The sequence below is a fragment of the Luteibacter rhizovicinus DSM 16549 genome (assembly GCF_001887595.1).
Lineage (GTDB): Bacteria > Pseudomonadota > Gammaproteobacteria > Xanthomonadales > Rhodanobacteraceae > Luteibacter > Luteibacter rhizovicinus.
In genome coordinates this window covers 1,947,896-1,964,397 of record NZ_CP017480.1, presented here as the reverse complement: position 1 = coordinate 1,964,397, position 16,502 = coordinate 1,947,896, and the positions used below count along the sequence as shown (strand labels likewise).

The 16,502-nt window shown below is 66.1% G+C and carries 13 protein-coding genes and 1 pseudogene; 12 read left to right on the top strand and 2 right to left on the bottom strand.

Annotated elements, in window-relative coordinates; translation table 11 throughout:
* Window positions 1-114: 114 nt before the first annotated feature.
* The 12 genes and pseudogenes from BJI69_RS08850 (at window position 115) to ilvN (ending at window position 14,590) form a co-directional block, all read left to right on the top strand.
* Window positions 115-1,263 (top strand): homoserine dehydrogenase family protein, encoded by a 1,149-nt coding sequence (locus tag BJI69_RS08850; protein ID WP_425476878.1) that lies wholly within the window; start codon window positions 115-117, stop codon window positions 1,261-1,263.
* Window positions 1,257-2,207 carry a homoserine kinase gene (locus BJI69_RS08845; RefSeq protein ID WP_046968347.1) on the top strand — a complete coding sequence of 317 codons (951 nt, stop codon included), beginning with the start codon at window positions 1,257-1,259 and terminating at the stop codon, window positions 2,205-2,207. The genes BJI69_RS08850 and BJI69_RS08845 overlap by 7 nt, the downstream gene beginning before the upstream one ends.
* A gap of 2 nt (window positions 2,208-2,209) precedes the next feature.
* On the top strand, window positions 2,210-3,487 hold the full coding sequence (gene thrC / locus BJI69_RS08840; RefSeq protein WP_046968300.1) for a threonine synthase: 1,278 nt from the start codon (window positions 2,210-2,212) through the stop codon (window positions 3,485-3,487).
* Window positions 3,488-3,908: 421 nt separating this feature from the next.
* Window positions 3,909-5,084 (top strand): annotated as a pseudogene (locus BJI69_RS08835) (2-isopropylmalate synthase); the annotation flags it as partial.
* 62 nt (window positions 5,085-5,146) lie between these two features.
* Window positions 5,147-6,097, top strand: a complete 951-nt coding sequence (locus BJI69_RS08830) for a branched-chain amino acid transaminase (protein ID WP_046968299.1) — start codon at window positions 5,147-5,149, stop codon at window positions 6,095-6,097.
* Entirely contained in the window at window positions 6,094-7,509 is a 1,416-nt protein-coding gene (leuC, locus tag BJI69_RS08825) for a 3-isopropylmalate dehydratase large subunit (protein ID WP_046968298.1), read from the top strand. The genes BJI69_RS08830 and leuC overlap by 4 nt, the downstream gene beginning before the upstream one ends.
* Complete coding sequence (gene leuD, locus BJI69_RS08820; protein WP_046968297.1) at window positions 7,506-8,102, top strand: 3-isopropylmalate dehydratase small subunit; 597 nt, start codon at window positions 7,506-7,508, stop codon at window positions 8,100-8,102. The genes leuC and leuD overlap by 4 nt, the downstream gene beginning before the upstream one ends.
* Complete coding sequence (leuB, locus tag BJI69_RS08815) at window positions 8,099-9,163, top strand: 3-isopropylmalate dehydrogenase (protein WP_046968296.1); 1,065 nt, start codon at window positions 8,099-8,101, stop codon at window positions 9,161-9,163. Before leuD ends, leuB begins: the two co-directional genes overlap by 4 nt.
* A 26-nt stretch (window positions 9,164-9,189) precedes the next feature.
* On the top strand, window positions 9,190-10,929 hold the full coding sequence (gene ilvD / locus BJI69_RS08810) for a dihydroxy-acid dehydratase (RefSeq protein ID WP_046968345.1): 1,740 nt from the start codon (window positions 9,190-9,192) through the stop codon (window positions 10,927-10,929).
* Window positions 10,930-11,087: 158 nt separating this feature from the next.
* On the top strand, window positions 11,088-12,110 hold the full coding sequence (gene ilvC / locus BJI69_RS08805; protein ID WP_071924911.1) for a ketol-acid reductoisomerase: 1,023 nt from the start codon (window positions 11,088-11,090) through the stop codon (window positions 12,108-12,110).
* 198 nt (window positions 12,111-12,308) lie between these two features.
* The gene (gene ilvB, locus BJI69_RS08800) at window positions 12,309-14,102 is read left to right on the top strand and encodes a biosynthetic-type acetolactate synthase large subunit (RefSeq protein ID WP_078023477.1); all 1,794 of its coding nucleotides are present in this window, start codon (window positions 12,309-12,311) and stop codon (window positions 14,100-14,102) included.
* Between the two features lie 2 nt (window positions 14,103-14,104).
* Window positions 14,105-14,590, top strand: coding sequence for an acetolactate synthase small subunit (gene ilvN, locus BJI69_RS08795; RefSeq protein WP_046968295.1), 486 nt, complete (start codon window positions 14,105-14,107; stop codon window positions 14,588-14,590).
* On the opposite strand, the gene BJI69_RS08790 is transcribed toward ilvN, so the two are convergent.
* Both BJI69_RS08790 and BJI69_RS08785 read right to left on the bottom strand, forming a co-directional pair.
* Window positions 14,581-15,357 carry a hypothetical protein gene (locus BJI69_RS08790; RefSeq protein WP_125903018.1) on the bottom strand — a complete coding sequence of 259 codons (777 nt, stop codon included), beginning with the start codon at window positions 15,355-15,357 and terminating at the stop codon, window positions 14,581-14,583. The two genes, ilvN and BJI69_RS08790, sit on opposite strands and share 10 nt — an antisense overlap.
* Window positions 15,341-16,495, bottom strand: a complete 1,155-nt coding sequence (locus tag BJI69_RS08785) for a DUF1120 domain-containing protein (RefSeq protein WP_046968293.1) — start codon at window positions 16,493-16,495, stop codon at window positions 15,341-15,343. Before BJI69_RS08785 ends, BJI69_RS08790 begins: the two co-directional genes overlap by 17 nt.
* Between the last annotated feature and the right edge of the window lie 7 nt (window positions 16,496-16,502).

The window sequence follows — 16,502 nt, the reverse complement described above, 5'->3', positions numbered from 1 at the left end:
TAGTTCCTTGTCGCTGCCGGCCCCGACCTCCCGCAGGACGGGATCGGCGCCGGGACTCCCAGCCAAGATCTCTTACCTGATGTGACGAAGGGCCTCTCACCGGAGGCTTTGATCGTGTCCATCGCTATCGCATTACCCCGTTCGCCCTTACGTGTCGCGCCTGTCCGCGCTGCCGTCGCGCCGCTTGTGGTCAATATCGGCGTCGTCGGTCCCGGCAAGGTCGGCAGTGCCTTCCTTACCCAGCTGCGCCTCGCCGCCCCCCGCCTGCTGCGCGAATGCAACCTGCAGCTCAGCCTGCGAGCCGTCAGCGACAGCCGCCACATGTGGCTCGATTGCGACGACGATGCCCTCAACGGCCGGCTGCATGGCGCGCAGATATGGCGCCCTGCCGAGCTCGACGAGTTCGCCGCCTACGTGGCCGGCCGCGAGGGCGAAGTGGCGGTGCTGGCCGACTGTACGGCCAGCGACATCGTCGCGAATCACTACGCCGGTTGGCTGGCCGCCGGCATCCATGTCGTGACCCCGAACAAGCGTGCCGCCAGCGGCCCCCTCGATCGCTGGCACAAGATCGCCCGCGCCTCGGACGCCAGTGGCGCCCGCCTGCACTACGAAGGCACGGTGGGTGCTGGCCTGCCGGTGGTACAGACCCTGCGCGACCTGATCGACACGGGCGATGAACTGCTCGCCGTGGAAGGGATGCTTTCCGGCACGCTGGCCTGGCTGTTCAATCGTTTCGACGGCTCGGTACCGTTCTCGGCCCTCGTCCGCGAAGCGCACGCCATGGGTTACACCGAGCCCGACCCGCGTGACGACCTTTCCGGCATGGATGTCGCCCGCAAACTGGTGATCCTCGCCCGCGAAGCCGGCGTGGCCCTCTCGCTGGACGACGTGAACGTACGTAGCCTGATCCCGGCCGAACTGGCCGAGGGCAGCCGCGACGACTTCATGGCGAACCTCGGTGCCATGGATGCGCCGATGGCCGCCCTCCTTGCCGACGCCCGTGCTGCCGGCGGCGTACTCCGCCACGTCGCCCGGCTCGACGGTCGACACGCCTCCGTCGGCGTCCAGGTGATGGGCACCGACCACGCCTTCGCCCACTCGCGCCTCACCGATAACGTGGTGCGTTTCGCCACGCGCCGATACTGCGACAATGCCCTGGTCGTCCAGGGGCCGGGTGCCGGCCCCGAGGTCACCGCCGCGGCGGTCTTCACCGACCTGCTGCGCGTGGCCGGTGCCATGGGAGTAAAACGGTGCGCATGCTGAAAGAAGAATCCTCGCCCCTGGTCCGTGCGGATGTCGCCGTCGCCGAGGCCTACGCCAGTGTCGGCAACGTCGGTATCGGCTTCGACATCCTGGGCCACTGCGTCGCCGGTGCCGGCGATCGTGCCGAAGTGCGCCTCATTGCCGAGCGCGAAGTACGCATCACCGCCATCGACGGCGTGATCACCGACCTGCCGATGGCCGCCGCCGACAACACGGCCGGCGCCGCGCTGCTGTCGATGATCCACGGCCTGGACCTGCCCTTCGGCTTCGAGCTGGTGTTGCACAAGGGCATCGCCCTGGGTTCCGGCATGGGGGGATCCGCCGCCTCCTGTGTGGCCGCCGTCGTTGCCGCGAACGCCTTGCTCGACGAACCGCTCGCACGCGAGGCCTTGTATCCGTTCGCGCTGGATGGCGAAGTCGTCGCCAGCGGCAGCCGTCATGGCGACAACCTCGGACCAATGCTGCTCGGTGGCCTGGTACTCGCCACCGACAAGCGCATTGTGCGCATTCCGGTGCCGGCCGAGTGGTACTGCGCGCTGGTCCATCCGCACGTGGTGCTGGAAACCCGCCGCGCCCGTGCCGCGCTCGCCGGTCACTACGCGCTGGGGGAATTCGTGGCGCAGAGCGCCAACCTCGCGCTGGTCCTGGCTGGCTGCTATCGCGGCGAGGCCGCCCTCGTTCGCGAAGGGCTTTCCGACGTACTGGTAGAACCGCGCCGCGCGCCACTCATTCCGGGCTTCGCCGCCGTGAAGCAAGCCGCCCTGGATCATGGTGCGATGGGTGCCAGCATCTCCGGCGCCGGTCCGAGCGTTTTCGGTTGGTTCGAGGACCGTGCTTCGGCCGAAGCCGCCTCGCACGACATGCGCGCCGCTTTCAAAGCCGCCGGCCACGACAGCGACGTTCTCGTCGCTCCTGTCGACGGCCCCGCCGCCCGCGTGCTCTGACCATGCGCTACATCAGTACGCGCGGCGGCGCCGCGCCCACCCGTCTTTCCGATGCCATCGCTGCGGGTATCGCGCCCGATGGCGGACTGTATGTACCCGAGAAGATGCCGCGCGTGCCCTTGCCGCCAGCGAATGGTTACCTCGCCGGTACGGCGCTGCGCATGCTCGAGCCTTTCTTCGAGGGCGATCCTCTCGAGGACGATCTGCCGACCATCTGTGCGGAAGCCTTCGCGCATCCTGCGCCGCGTCGCGAGCTGAGGATCGACGGCGCCCACGTGCTCGAGCTCTTTCACGGCCCGACGGCAGCCTTCAAGGACTTCGGCGCACGCTTCCTTGCCGCCTGCCTGACCCGCCTGCGTCGCGACAGCGATCGGCCGCTGACGATTCTTGTTGCGACATCGGGCGATACCGGTGCGGCCGTGGGTGCCGCCTTCCACAACCTCCCCGGTGTGCGCGTCGCCATTCTTTACCCCGACAACCGCGTGTCGCCGCGCCAGGCTCACCAGCTGGGTAGCTTCGGCGGCAACGTACGTGCACTGCGGGTGGAAGGCGGCTTCGACGACTGCCAGCGTCTCGTGAAGGGCGCATTGGGCGACAGCGCGCTCCAGGGCGACGTGCCGATGTCCTCGGCGAACAGCATCAGTCTGGGCCGGCTGCTGCCGCAGATGGCCTACTTCGGCCACGCGTCGTTGAACGCGGATGGCCCGATGAACGTCATCGTGCCGACCGGCAACCTCGGCAATGCCGTGGCCTGCCTGTGGGCGCGTGAGATCGGCCTGCCGATCGGCGATGTGCTTTTCGCCTGCAACGCAAACGATACCTTGCCCGAGTTCTTCGGCGGACAGCCGTATCGTGGACGTGACGCCGTGCCGACCATCGCCAATGCGATGGACGTGGGCGCGCCAAGCAACTTCGAGAGGCTGCGTCACTTATTCGGTAGCGAGGACAACGCGAGGCGCAACGGGCACGCCGAGAGCGTGGACGATGCGGAAATTCGTGACGTCATACGCCGTCATTCAGACAGCGATGGCGAGATCTTCTGTCCGCATACCGCCACCGCCATCCGTGTCTTCGAACGCCGTCGGCACGCCGGCGACACGCGCACGTGGACCGTCGCCGCGACGGCACATCCGGCCAAGTTCGACACGGTGGTCGAGCCGCTGATCGGGCGGACCGTCGCCGTGCCGGAGGCGCTGGGTGCGATGCTGGCACGTGAGGCGACGGCGGAGCCGCTTGCTGCCGATGGACGAATGTTTGCGGACTGGTTGCGGGGTTGGTAGTTGGTGGCAAGAGAGCCTGGTCGGGGTTGCATACCACTTTGCAGAATCTTCGTAGTGGCGCCATTTCCGGCGCGAACCACGACCTGCAGACATCTAGCCGTCCAAATGTCCTAGGAAACAAGTTTCATCGGAAAGTGTTGACACGCGTCAACGACCTGACTTACGTTCGGTGACATGACGCAGCGCACCACCACTGGCCGCTTTGCCCTGAACCGCCTCCCGGCGGCAGTCGGCAAGCTGCGTCTCGGCGGCGGCCTCCTTCTTATTAACCTTGTACTTATTACCTGCGGAGGTGCGGGCTAAGGGCAAGTGTCCAGGTAAATAGAAACAAACCTGAAGACTCCTGAAAACCCCGCACCCGGCAACGGATGCGGGGTTTTTTATTGCCCCAGGCCTGCCTCATTCACGAGCGGAGCCAGACATGAATCCAGCACACCAGGGCAGCACCGAATCCGTCGAGAGCGACGTAGGCGGTCGCGTGCGCATCTTCGACACCACCTTGCGCGACGGCGAGCAGGCCCCCGGCTTCTCGATGGACCGGCGCGCCAAGCTGCGCATGGCGCATGCCCTGGAAGAGCTGGGCGTCGACATCATCGAGGCCGGCTTCCCCCAGGCCTCACCCGATGATTTCGCCGCCGTGGCGGAGATCGCGAGGACGCTGAAAACGCCCACGATCGCCGCATTGGCCCGATGTCAGTCAGCGGACATCGACAGTGCGGGTAAGGCTTTGCAAGGCGCGAGACACTCCCGGATCCACCTGTTCCTGTCCACCAGTCCCCTGCACCGCGAGCACAAGCTCGGCAAGAGCAAGCAGGAAGTGATCGATATCGCCGCAACGGCGATCCTCCGGGCCAAGGCCCTCGCTCACGAAGTCGAATTCTCCGCCGAAGACGCGCTGCGCACCGAGCCGGACTACCTCGCCGAAATCTTCTCCGTCGCCGTCGAGGCCGGTGCCTGCGTCCTCAACGCGCCCGACACTGTCGGCTACGTGACGCCCCAGGAAATCACCGAGATGTTCGCCTACCTGCGCAAGCATGTGCGCGGGGCCGATCGCGTGGTGTTCTCCGCCCACTGCCACGACGATCTCGGCATGGCCACCGCCAACAGCCTGGCCGCCATCAGCGCAGGCGCACGGCAGGTGGAATGCACGATCAACGGCATCGGCGAACGCGCCGGCAATGCCGCGCTGGAAGAAATCGTCATGGCGCTGCACACGCGCCGCCCGTTGTTCAAGGTCGATACCGGCATCGTCACCGAGCGCCTGTTTCCGACCTCGCGCCTCCTCGCCGAAGTCACCAGCCAGGCCGTGCCGCGCAACAAGGCCATCGTCGGCGACAACGCCTTTGCCCATGAATCGGGCATCCACCAGCACGGCATGCTCAAGCACCGCGGCACCTACGAAATCATGCGTCCGCAGGATGTCGGTGCGAAGACCTCGCTGGTGCTGGGGAAGCACTCCGGCCGCCACGCGCTGCGCCAGCGCCTGGTCGAGCTCGAATTCGAGGTGGATGAAGCAACGCTCGACGCCGTCTTCGAAAGTTTTAAAACCCTTACAGACAAACAGCGGTCGGTAACCAACGATGACCTCTGTTCGCTGATGGAACTTCATCAAAACCATGCCCCGGCCGTCGCCGCGGTCAGTCCCTGAAGGAGCAACACATGGAAGCCCCGACCCATCTCTGGCACAACGGTCGCATCAAGACCTGGGCCGACGCCACCGTGCATGTCGGCGCTCATGCGCTGCATTACGGATCGTCCGTGTTCGAAGGCATTCGCGTGTATGCCACGCCCGACGGACCGCGCTACTTCCGGCTGGAAGAACACACCGAGCGCCTGTTCCACTCCGCGCGCATCTACGACCTGGCGATGCCGTACGACGCCGACGCGATCAACCGCGCCTGCCGCGACGTGATCGCCGCCAACGGGCTCACGTCGGCCTATGTGCGCCCGATCGTCTTGCGCAGCGGCTTCACCTTCAGCCTGGCGCCGCCGCTGGATACCGCGGTCGACGTGGCCATCATCGCCCTGCCCTGGGGCGCCTATCACGGCGCCGATGCCATCGAGAACGGCGTGGATGTGTGCGTTTCCTCGTGGAACCGCGCCGCGCCCAATACCTATCCGAGCGGCGCCAAGGCTGGCGGCAACTATCTCAACAGCCAGCTGATCGCCCGCGAGGCCATCAACGGCGGCTTTGCCGAAGGCATCGCGCTGGGCACCGACGGCCTGCTCAGCGAAGGCGCTGGCGAGAACCTGTTCATCGTGCGCAAGGGCACCATCTACACGCCACCTGCCGCCTCGTCGATCCTCTGCGGCATCACGCGCGATTCCGTGCTCACCCTGGCACGTGAGCGCGGCTTCAACGTCGTCGAGCAGCCACTGCCGCGTGAAATGCTCTACTTCGCGGACGAAGTGTTCATGACCGGCACCGCGGCGGAAGTCACCGCCGTCCGCTCGGTGGATCGCAAGCCCGTCGGCGATGGCCGCCCCGGACCGATCACGCGACAGCTGCAGGCAGACTTCTTCGGTCTGTTCGACGGTCGCACCGAGGATCGCTGGGGCTGGCTGACCGCCATCGATGAGCCGGCCGTTGCCGGGAGGGCCGCCGCATGAGCGCGCGTACCCTGTTCGACAAGCTATGGGATGCGCATCAAGTAGCACCCGAGACCGACAGCACGCCGGGCGTGCTGTACATCGACCTGCACCTGGTCCACGAAGTGACCTCGCCGCAGGCCTTCGATGAACTGCGCTCGCGAGGCGTGAAAGTACGGCGCCCCGATCGCACGCTCGCCACGCTCGATCACTCGACGCCGACCCTGCCGGCGAACGCCAGCGGCGTGCGTCCGTATTACACGAAGGAAGCCGAGGCCCAGGTCGCGAAACTGGAAGCCAACGTCAGCGAGTTCGGCATCGACCTGATGGGTTGGGATAGTCCACAACGTGGCATCGTCCACGTTGCCGGGCCCGAAGTGGGCGCGACACAGCCGGGCATGACCATCGTGTGCGGCGACAGTCACACCGCAACGCATGGCGCCTTCGGTGCGCTGGCCTTCGGCATCGGCACCACCGAGGTCGGCCACGTGCTGGCCACGCAGTGCCTGCTCCAGCGCAAGCCGAAGTCCTTCGCCATCCATGTCGACGGTGCCCTGCAGCGCGGCGTCACCGCGAAGGACCTGATCCTGCACATCATCGGGACCATCGGCATCGGCGGCGGTACGGGCTACGTGCTCGAGTACACGGGCGATGCCGTGCGCGCGTTGTCGATGGAAGAGCGCATGACTGTCTGCAACATGTCGATCGAGGCAGGCGCGCGCGCCGGACTGATCGCACCGGACGAGACAACGTTCGCCTGGCTGGAAGGCCGCGAGCGCGTGCCGAAGGGCGAAGCCTGGGACCGCGCCGTCGCCCAATGGAGCACCCTGCCCAGCGATGCCGGCGCGACCTACGACCGCGAGGTGCGCATCGACGCATCGACGATCCAGCCGTCGGTGACCTACGGCACGCACCCGGGCATGGTCGTCGCCATCCACGCCAACGTTCCCGCCGCCGCCGACGCCGTCGAACAGCGGGCGCTCGATTACATGCAGGTGGTCGCGGGCAAGCCCATTGCCGGCGAGGTCGTCGATGTCGTCTTCATCGGCAGCTGCACCAATGGCCGCCTGTCCGACCTGCGCGCGGCTGCTGAGATCATGCGTGGCCGCAGCGTCGCCAGCGGCGTGCGCATGCTGGTCGTACCGGGCTCGGAGCAGGTGCGCCGGGATGCCGAGCGCGAGGGCCTGCACGAGATCTTCCGCGCGGCCGGCGCCGAATGGCGTGAACCCGGTTGCTCGATGTGCATCGCCATGAACGGTGATCTCGCCCAGCCGGGCCAGCTCGTCGTCGCCACCAGCAATCGCAATTTCGAGGGGCGCCAGGGCAAGGGCGCGCGGACCGTGCTGGCCAGCCCACTCGTCGCCGCTGCGTCGGCCGTTGCCGGCCGCGTGACCGATCCTCGCGAATACATGACCCAGGAAGCAGCCGCATGAGCCAGACCAGCCGCCCGCTCACCTACGTGCATTCCCGCACGGCGGTGTTGCGCAACGAGAACATCGACACGGACCGGATCATTCCGGCGCGTTTCCTCACCACGACCGAACGCACGGGCCTGGGCAAGCATTGCTTCGAAGACTGGCGCTATGCCGCCGATGGCAGCGACAACCCGGACTTTCCGCTGAACCAGCCCAACGCCCGGGGCTGCGCGATCCTGGTCGCCGGTCACAACTTCGGCTGCGGCTCCTCTCGAGAGCATGCACCGTGGGCCCTGCTCGACTACGGCATCCAGGCCGTGATATCCAGCGAGATCGCGGACATCTTCCGCGGCAACTCGCTGAAGAACGGTCTGCTCGCCATCGTCGTGAGCACCGCCGAGCATCGCTGGCTGCTCGACAACCCCGGGATCGAACTGCGGATCGACATCGCCGACGGCTCGATCCGCCTGCCCGACGGCGGCACGATCCGCTTCGACCTCGACGCCTTCTCGCGCCACTGCCTCCTCAACGGCGTCGATCAGATGGGCTTCCTGCTGCAGCAGGAAGCCGCCATCGCAGCCTTCGAACATCGCATGGAGAAAGCCGCATGAAGGCCCAGATCGTCGTTTTGCCAGGTGACGGCATCGGTCCGGAAGTGGCCGCCGCCGGTGTGGCGGTATTGCGCCAGATCGCCGAACGCTTCGGCCACCAGTTCACGTTCAGCGAGCACGCCATCGGCGGCGACGCCATCGATCGTTTCGGTGACCCGCTGCCGCCCTCGACGCGTGAGGCACTCCTCGCCGCGGACGCCATCCTGCTCGGCGCGGTCGGTGGACCGAAGTGGTCCGACCCGAACGCGAAGGTTCGCCCCGAGCAAGGCCTGCTCGCCATGCGCAAGCTGCTCGGCGTCTTCGCCAATGTGCGTCCCCTGAAGTTGCATCCGCGCACGGCCGCTTTGTCTCCCCTCAAACCAGAGCGTACGCAGGGCGTGGACCTGGTCTTCATCCGCGAGCTCACCGGCGGCATCTACTTCGGTGCGAAGACGCGCAGCGACACCGACGCCACGGACGAATGCCGCTACAGCGTCGAGGAGATCGAACGGGTCGTCCGTCACGCATTCGAGTTGGCACGTACCCGCAAGAAGAAAGTCACCTCGGTCGACAAGGCAAACGTACTGGAAACCTCGCGCCTGTGGCGGTCGGTCGCCACACGTGTCGGCGCGGAGTATCCCGACGTGGCGCTGGAACACCAGCTGGTCGATTCGATGGCGATGCACCTGCTCACCCGCCCGGCCGACTACGACGTCATCGTGACGGAGAACATGTTCGGCGACATCCTCACCGATGAAGCCTCCGTGCTCGCCGGTTCACTCGGCCTGTCGCCGTCCGCTTCAGTGGGCGGGCCGGGCGCGGGCGTCTACGAGCCCATTCACGGGTCGGCACCCGATATCGCCGGCCAGCAGCTGGCCAACCCGCTCGGCACGATCCTCTCGGCGGCCATGTTGCTGCGTCATTCGCTGGGTCTCACCGACGAGGCGGCCGTGGTCGAAGCGGCCGTGGATCACGTGCTCGAGCAAGGCAATCTCACCCGCGACCTGGGCGGCACGGCGACGACGCAAGCCGTCACGCGCGCTGTCCTGGACGCCTGTCACGCCAAGGCGGAGGCCGCATGAACGACAAGAAGATCCCGATCCGTACGCTGCGCAGCGACGCGATCAAGACCGGCCCGGATCGCGCGCCGGCACGTGCCATGTTGCGCGCCACCGGTCTCGACGACGACGCCATCGCGCGGCCGATGGTCGCCATCGTGCACAGCTGGTCCAATGTATCGCCGTGCAACCTCAATCTGCGCGACCTCGCCGAAGCCGCGGCCGACGGCGTCCGCGCCGCGGGAGGTACGCCGGTGGAGTTCAACACCATCGCTGTGACCGATGGCATCGCCATGGGCACCTCCGGCATGCGCTCCTCGCTGGTCAGTCGGGAGGTCATCACCGACTCGATCGAGCTCGCTGTCGATGGGCATTGCCTGGATGCGATGGTGGTGCTGTGCGGCTGCGACAAGACCATTCCCGCCGCAGCGATGGCACTGGCCCGCCTCAACATTCCCGGCGTGGCCCTGTATGGCGGCAGCATCGACCACGGCAGCCGCAACGGCTGCCCGATCACGGTGCAGGAAGTGTTCGAGGCCGTCGGCGCGCACGGCGCGGGCAAGATCGACGATGCCGAACTGGAGGATGTCGAGCGTCATGCCTGTCCGGGTGCCGGGGCCTGCGGCGGCCAGTTCACCGCCAACACCATGGCGATGGTTCTGACCACGCTCGGCCTGTCGCCAGTCGGCTTCAACGACATCCCGGCAACCGACCCGGCAAAGCGGGACGCCGCCTTCCGCTGTGGCGAACTGGCCATGGCCTGTCTCAACGACACCCGCCTGCCTCGCGAAGTCATGACGCGCGCCGCCTTCGATAACGCGGCACGCATGGTCGCGGCGACGGCAGGTTCGACGAATGCCGTGCTGCACTTGTTGGCCATGGCCAACGAAGCCCGTGTGCCGCTGAGCATCGAAGACTTCGAGCCGGCATCGGCCAACACGCCGGTGATCGCCGACCTCAAGCCCGGCGGCCGCTACAGCGCCGTCGAACTGACCGCCGCCGGCGGCACAGCGATCGTTGCGCAGGCACTGCGCACCGCCGGCTTGCTCACCGATACGCCAACCGTCACCGGCCGCAGCCTGTTCGCCGAACTCGATGCCGCACCGGCGCCGACCGAAGGCCAGCAAGTCGTTCGTGATGTCGCCCATGCGTTCAAGCCGCGTGGCGGCTACAGCATCCTCTACGGCAACCTGTCGCCGGAAGGCTGCATCCTGAAGCTCGCCGGCCATGGACGGACCAGTCACGCCGGTCCTGCACGCGTCTTCGAGAGCGAGGAAGAAGCCTTCGCTGCCGTGCAAGCCGGACGGATCCGTTCGGGCGATGTCATGGTCATCCGCAACGAAGGGCCCGCGGGTGGCCCGGGTATGCGGGAGATGCTGGCGGTCACCGCCGCCCTGGTCGGTCGCGGGTTGGGCAATGACGTGGCCCTGATCACCGACGGCCGCTTCAGCGGCGCCACGCACGGCTTCATGGTCGGACACATTGCCCCGGAGGCCGCGCGCGGCGGTCCGATCGGGTTGATCCGCGAAGGCGATGCGATCTTCATCGATGCGTCCACGCGCGAGTTGCGCACCGATGCCGATCTCGCCTCGCGCCGCGGCACCTGGCAACCGACGCCACCGAAGGTCACGCGAGGCGTCCTCGCCAAGTACGCGCGACTGGTCGGCTCGGCCGCGGAAGGCGCGGTTACCCAGGCCTTCGATGACGCGCCCGCCACGGCCAACGTATCGACCTCCGCCCGACGCAAGGCCGACGAAGAAAACATGACCCAGGAGCTGATCGGGAATTGACGTGGGAGCCGATTCGTCGGCGATTGCCGTTGCAGCTAAACCGCTCCGTTGGCTTTTCGCCGCTGAAGCGGCTCCCACATGTCCTCATTCGCCGCTGAAGCGGCTCCCACAGAAACCACCACCGAATCGCCCTATCCGCCATTCCAAGGAGACATCCCGTGACCGATAAGCAAGCCACTACCGCTCCCCTGCAGAACGCCCGTATCGCCGTGCTCGGCTACGGCAGCCAGGGCCGTGCGCACGCGCTCAACCTGAAGGACTCCGGCCTGGATGTCGTGGTCGGCCTGCGTCCGGGTGGCCCGTCGTGGAGCCGCGCCTACGTCGACGGGTTCGCCGTGGCCGAGCCTGGCGATGCCGTGCGCGGCGCCGACCTGGTCGCGGTGCTCACACCCGACATGACCCAGCCGGGTATCTACAAGGACGCGATCGAACCGAACATCAAGCCGGGTGCGACGCTGCTGTTCGCGCATGGCTTCAACGTGCACTTCGGCCAGATCGAGCCGCGCAAGGACATCGACGTCGTGCTGGTTGCGCCGAAGGGCCCGGGCGCACTGGTCCGTCGCGAATACGAGATCGGACGCGGCGTGCCCTGCCTGTATGCCGTGCACCAGGATGCCACCGGCCATGCGACCGAGCGCGCCACAGCCTACGCAGCCGGTATCGGCGGCGCGCGCGCCATGCTGATCGAGACCGACTTCAAGGAAGAGACCGAGACGGATCTGTTCGGCGAGCAGGCGGTCCTCTGCGGCGGTGCGAGCGAACTGGTGATCAAGGGCTTCGAAACCCTCGTCGAAGCCGGCTACCGCCCGGAGATCGCTTACTACGAGGTCATGCACGAACTGAAGCTCATCGTCGACCTGTTCTACGAAGGCGGCATCGCCCGCATGCTCGAGTTCATTTCGGAGACGGCGCAGTACGGCGACTACACCCGCGGCCCGCGCATCGTCGACGAAGGCACCAAGCAGCGGATGAAGGCCGTGCTCACAGAAATCCAGGACGGCACCTTCGCCCGTGAATGGACGGCCGAATACAAGGCTGGCCTGCCCAACTACAAGGCATTCAAGCAACGCGATCTCGATCACCCGATCGAAAAGGTGGGTGCACAACTCCGCGCACGCATGCCGTGGCTGGCCACTAACCAGCCGAAAGCCGCCGTGGAGCCGATTCAGGCCGCCGAGTAAGCGGCAGGTCTTGCAGGAGCGCGCGATGTGCGCGGCACACTCTTCGCGATCCCTCCCAGCGACTCCCCAAGAGATCGCGGACGTCGCGCGCTCCTGCACCCTTTACGTGAGAGGACTCAGATACCCGTGAACGCGCAACTGGACTCCGTCGGCGACATTCGCCGCCCTACCGTGAATCATCCCCTGGCCGGCACCGCCATGACCGGGGCGGACATCGTCGTGCAGGTGCTTGCCGATGAAGGTCTCGACGTACTCTTCGGTTACTCCGGTGGTGCCATCCTTCCCGTGTACGACGCAGTATTCCGTTACAACGAAAGCCACCTGCGCGAGAACGGCAGCGAAACGCTTCCGCTGATCGTTCCCGCCAACGAACAGGGCGCCTGTTTCATGGCCGCCGGCTACGCGCGCGCTTCAGGCCGCGTCGGCGTCGCCCTGGTCACGTCCGGTCCGGGCGCGACCAATGCCGTGACACCGGTGCGCGACTGCATGGCCGACTCGATTCCCCTGATCGTGATCTGCGGCCAGGTGCCCACCGGCGCGATCGGCACCGATGCCTTCCAGGAAGCACCGATCACCACGATCATGGGAGCCTGTGCGAAGCATGTCTTCCTGGTCACCGATGCCTCCACCCTGGAAGCCACCCTGCGCACCGCGTTTCACATCGCGCGTAGCGGACGGCCCGGACCGGTTGTCATCGATATTCCGAAGGATGTCCAGAATGCTCCGTTGATTTTCGAGGGCCGGCGCGAGCTCGCTGTCCGTGGCTATCGATCCCGCCTGCATGCCGTGGAATCGGCTGTCATCGCCGATACGCACTGCGCCGACTTCTTCGCCTTGCTCGCCGCGGCCAGGCGCCCCCTCATTTACGCAGGTGGTGGCATCGTCTCATCCGGCGCCGCGGAAGCGCTGCGCGAATTCGCCCATGCCTTCGGTGTGCCCGTCGTCACCACGCTGATGGGCATTGGTGGCTTCGACACGACCGATCCATTGGCCCTGCATATGCTTGGCATGCATGGCGCCGCCTATGCGAACTACGCCATGGACGACTGCGACTTCGTCTTCGCGCTTGGCGCACGCTTCGACGATCGCGTCGTCGGCGTGCCGGCCAAGTTCGCGCCAAAGGCCCGTGCCATCGCCCAGATCGACATCGATCCGGCCGAGATCGGCAAGGTGAAGGCCGTCGACTGGCAACACATCGGCTCGCTTGACGTCTCCCTGGATCGGCTGCTCGCTTACGGACAGCGGATCGGCTTTCATGCGGACTACGCGCCGTGGCACGCCCACGTCGCCGGATTGAAGAAGACGCACGCCATGGATTTCTGTCGCGACGGCGACGCGATTCATCCCTGTGCGGTGATCGAGGCGATCAACCGAATCACCGGGGGTCGCGCCATCATCAGCACCGGTGTCGGCCAGCACCAGATGTGGGCGGCGCAGTACTTCGATTTTCGCGAGCCGCGCACCTGGCTGACCTCCGGCTCCATGGGCACCATGGGCTTCGGCCTGCCCGCGGCGATCGGGGCACAGTTCGCACGGCGCGACCGCGTCGTGATCGACATCGACGGCGATGCCAGCATCCGTATGAACATCGGCGAGATGGAGACCGTCACGACATACAACCTGCCGGTGAAAGTCCTCGTCATGAACAACAGCGGTGACGGCATGGTGCGCCAGTGGCAAAAGCTGTTCTTCAAGGGCCGTTTTTCCGCCTCGGACAAGAGCCTGCACAAGAAGGACTTCGTTCGCTCCGCGCTGGCCGACGGCTTCGAATGGGCACGACGGCTCGAGGACCCGGCATGCATCGGCGACACCGTCGCCGAGTTCCTCGCCTTCGACGGGCCGGCCTTCCTTGAAGTAGTGATCGACCCCGATGCCGGCGTGTACCCCATGGTCGGACCCGGCTCGACCTATGCCGAAATGATTACCGGCGACTGGATCGCCAGTCGCCATGCGCCCGTGAACGACACCGCCGAACCGACAGGGATGTTCTGACCATGCGCCACCTGATTTCCATGCTGCTGCAAAACGAGGCCGGCGCACTTTCACGCGTTGCCGGCCTGTTTGCCTCGCGCGGCTACAATATTGAATCGCTCACCGTGGCCGCGACGCAGGATATCGACGCCTCGCGCCTCACCTTGGTGGTGTTCGGCGACGATACCGTCGTCGAGCAGATCATCAAGCAGACCGCGAAGCTCGTCGACGTCATCGAGATCGCGGAGATCACGCGACGCGAGCACGTGGAGCGCGAACTCCTCGTTGCTCGCGTCGACGCTGAAGCCGTCGCGATCGATGCCTGCCTCGCGCAGTTCGGCGGACGTCTCCTGCAGAGGTCCGGCGATCAGTCGGTAGCGGAGTTCACCGGGCGCGCCGACGAAGTCGACGCATTCCTGGATGCGCTGGGCCAGGCGGGCGATATTGTCGATCACGCCCGCAGCGGCATTGCCGCGATCGAACGGCCCACGGCTGCGTGTCAGAAATAGCTGATCTCAAGTCCGAGGTCGCTCGCGAAGCCAATGTCCGCGTTCAGATCCAGATCGTTGACGGCATTGATCCACGGCCGGACCAGCAGCTTGACGCTGAGATCCTTGATGTTCGCGGGGGCTTCGGTACTGCCGGCCTCTGTCACGAAGCCCACCGCATAGCGGCCGTTGGTGATCGGCAGGTTCTCGCGCGGCGATGTCGCTGGTCCCCACGTGGCGCTCCCGAGGTCGATCATGCGGTCTGCGCCGGTCGCGTAGCCCTGCACGCCATCGACCTTGGTCGACTGTGCGTCGAACAGGAGGAAGAGCTTTCCCGTCCTTTTTTGATCGTCATTCGCGCGCATCGGGAAGATCTTGTCCGACGCGGGATCGCTGCCTCCGGCTTCCCTGACGACAAAGGCGAATCGCTGTGCCTGTAGGCAACTGACGCTGGTCGGCACCGATTGTTCCTCGAGCTGCGTTTCCTTCGAAGGATCCGACGAAAGATCGCTGCGCTTGATCGTGCCGAGGTTCAGCGTGCTGCCGATAACGACATTGCAGGCCGCTCCCGGCGTAATGGAACCCTTGACGAGGAGATCGGCTCCGGTCTCGGTGGCGACAGCGGATGCAGACAGCAGCAGGGACGCGGATGCGCAACACATGGCGAAATATTTCATATCAGTTCCTTCGTGGGTGTTTTTCTTGATGGTGGGATGGATGAGCAGATGGGTATCGAAAGTCCTTATCGGCGACGGACAGGGAAGGTCTCTTTCAGTAAATGATTTCAATCGTCATGAGACCGTCGGCGTGAATCTCTTCGTCGAGAGAAAGCGATGCCTTCGGTGCGATGAAGATCGTTGCATCGAGGGTGACGTCGAGCGCCTTCACGGCGAGCGGCCCCGTTGTCGCCTGGGTGGGGGCGGCATAACCGACGCGTGCCGCGCCATCGTGATCAGCCACGATGGCACCACCGGTAGCGGCCCACGAGCGGCTTCCGTCGAGTGAATGTGTGGCGCGCAACTCGCCGCGATCGGACGTAGCGCCCGCCGCCCAGCGCAGCACGTAGGAGCCGATGCGCTCCCCCGCCGGCGTCTTGCCCAGACCGAAAAGCTGGCTTTCCGGGTAGGTGACATCCAGTCCCGTCGGAGCGACGGCCGTACCCGGCCGTTCGTCACGCATGATGCGAAAGGCGAAGGGTAACGGTCCGTCGCACAGCACCTGAAGCCGACCAGCCTGGATCGCGGTAAGGCGTGTGGAGGCGCCATGACTGTCGAGGTCCGCCGAGCGAACTCGACCGAACGACAGATGCCGCACCACGTCCACGTTGCAGCGTCCCGGCTGGACCTCGGCTTGCACTGCCAGGTCGGCTGAGGCGCCGGTCGCCACGAGCTCCACCGATCCCGTCGTCGTCCACCGCGCCGCATCGCCAACGGCGAGGGCGGCTTCATCGACCCGAGCCGTGATCTCGATGCTCGCGCTGAAATCGCGACCCATGGCTGCGTGGCCATGCGCCAGCGGTGTGAGGGCCGCGTCCGGATTCCAGGCGAGCGAGGCTCCCACCTGGCCTGGCACGCCACCGCCGCCTCGATCGACCTGACCGAGGTCCACGGGCACGCCATCCAGTCGCGCGTCGCGCAGCCGCATGACGAAGCGTCCCGCCTCCGTGAAGAGGAATCCCCGCTCGTCGGCGGCCGCGCCGCGGAACATCACGGCCATATCCCCGGGTTCGTCGCATCGAACATGCAGTCCGATCGTCCGTGCGGGCAGGCCAAGCATGCCCTTAGCCTCGACCGCCAGCGTGGCACGACTCAAACGTCCGTAGTCGACGTGTGTCGTGCTCAATACGACCTCACATGTCCGCGCCCGCGCGCTCGCGACGGACGCGAACAGCGAGGCAGCCAGCCACACCGCAAGGCAGGCAAGCATCTTGGCC

What these genes read in the sequence shown, in the direction of transcription:
- leuD (WP_046968297.1), top strand. Translation starts at nt 7,506, where the DNA reads ATGAGCCAGACCAGCCGCCCGCTCACCTACGTGCATTCCCGCACGGCG.
- BJI69_RS08830 (WP_046968299.1), top strand. Translation starts at nt 5,147, where the DNA reads ATGGAAGCCCCGACCCATCTCTGGCACAACGGTCGCATCAAGACCTGG.
- leuB (WP_046968296.1), top strand. Translation starts at nt 8,099, where the DNA reads ATGAAGGCCCAGATCGTCGTTTTGCCAGGTGACGGCATCGGTCCGGAA.
- BJI69_RS08845 (WP_046968347.1), top strand. Translation starts at nt 1,257, where the DNA reads ATGCTGAAAGAAGAATCCTCGCCCCTGGTCCGTGCGGATGTCGCCGTC.
- leuC (WP_046968298.1), top strand. Translation starts at nt 6,094, where the DNA reads ATGAGCGCGCGTACCCTGTTCGACAAGCTATGGGATGCGCATCAAGTA.
- BJI69_RS08785 (WP_046968293.1), bottom strand. Translation starts at nt 16,495, where the DNA reads ATGCTTGCCTGCCTTGCGGTGTGGCTGGCTGCCTCGCTGTTCGCGTCC.
- ilvN (WP_046968295.1), top strand. Translation starts at nt 14,105, where the DNA reads ATGCGCCACCTGATTTCCATGCTGCTGCAAAACGAGGCCGGCGCACTT.
- thrC (WP_046968300.1), top strand. Translation starts at nt 2,210, where the DNA reads ATGCGCTACATCAGTACGCGCGGCGGCGCCGCGCCCACCCGTCTTTCC.
- ilvB (WP_078023477.1), top strand. Translation starts at nt 12,309, where the DNA reads ATGACCGGGGCGGACATCGTCGTGCAGGTGCTTGCCGATGAAGGTCTC.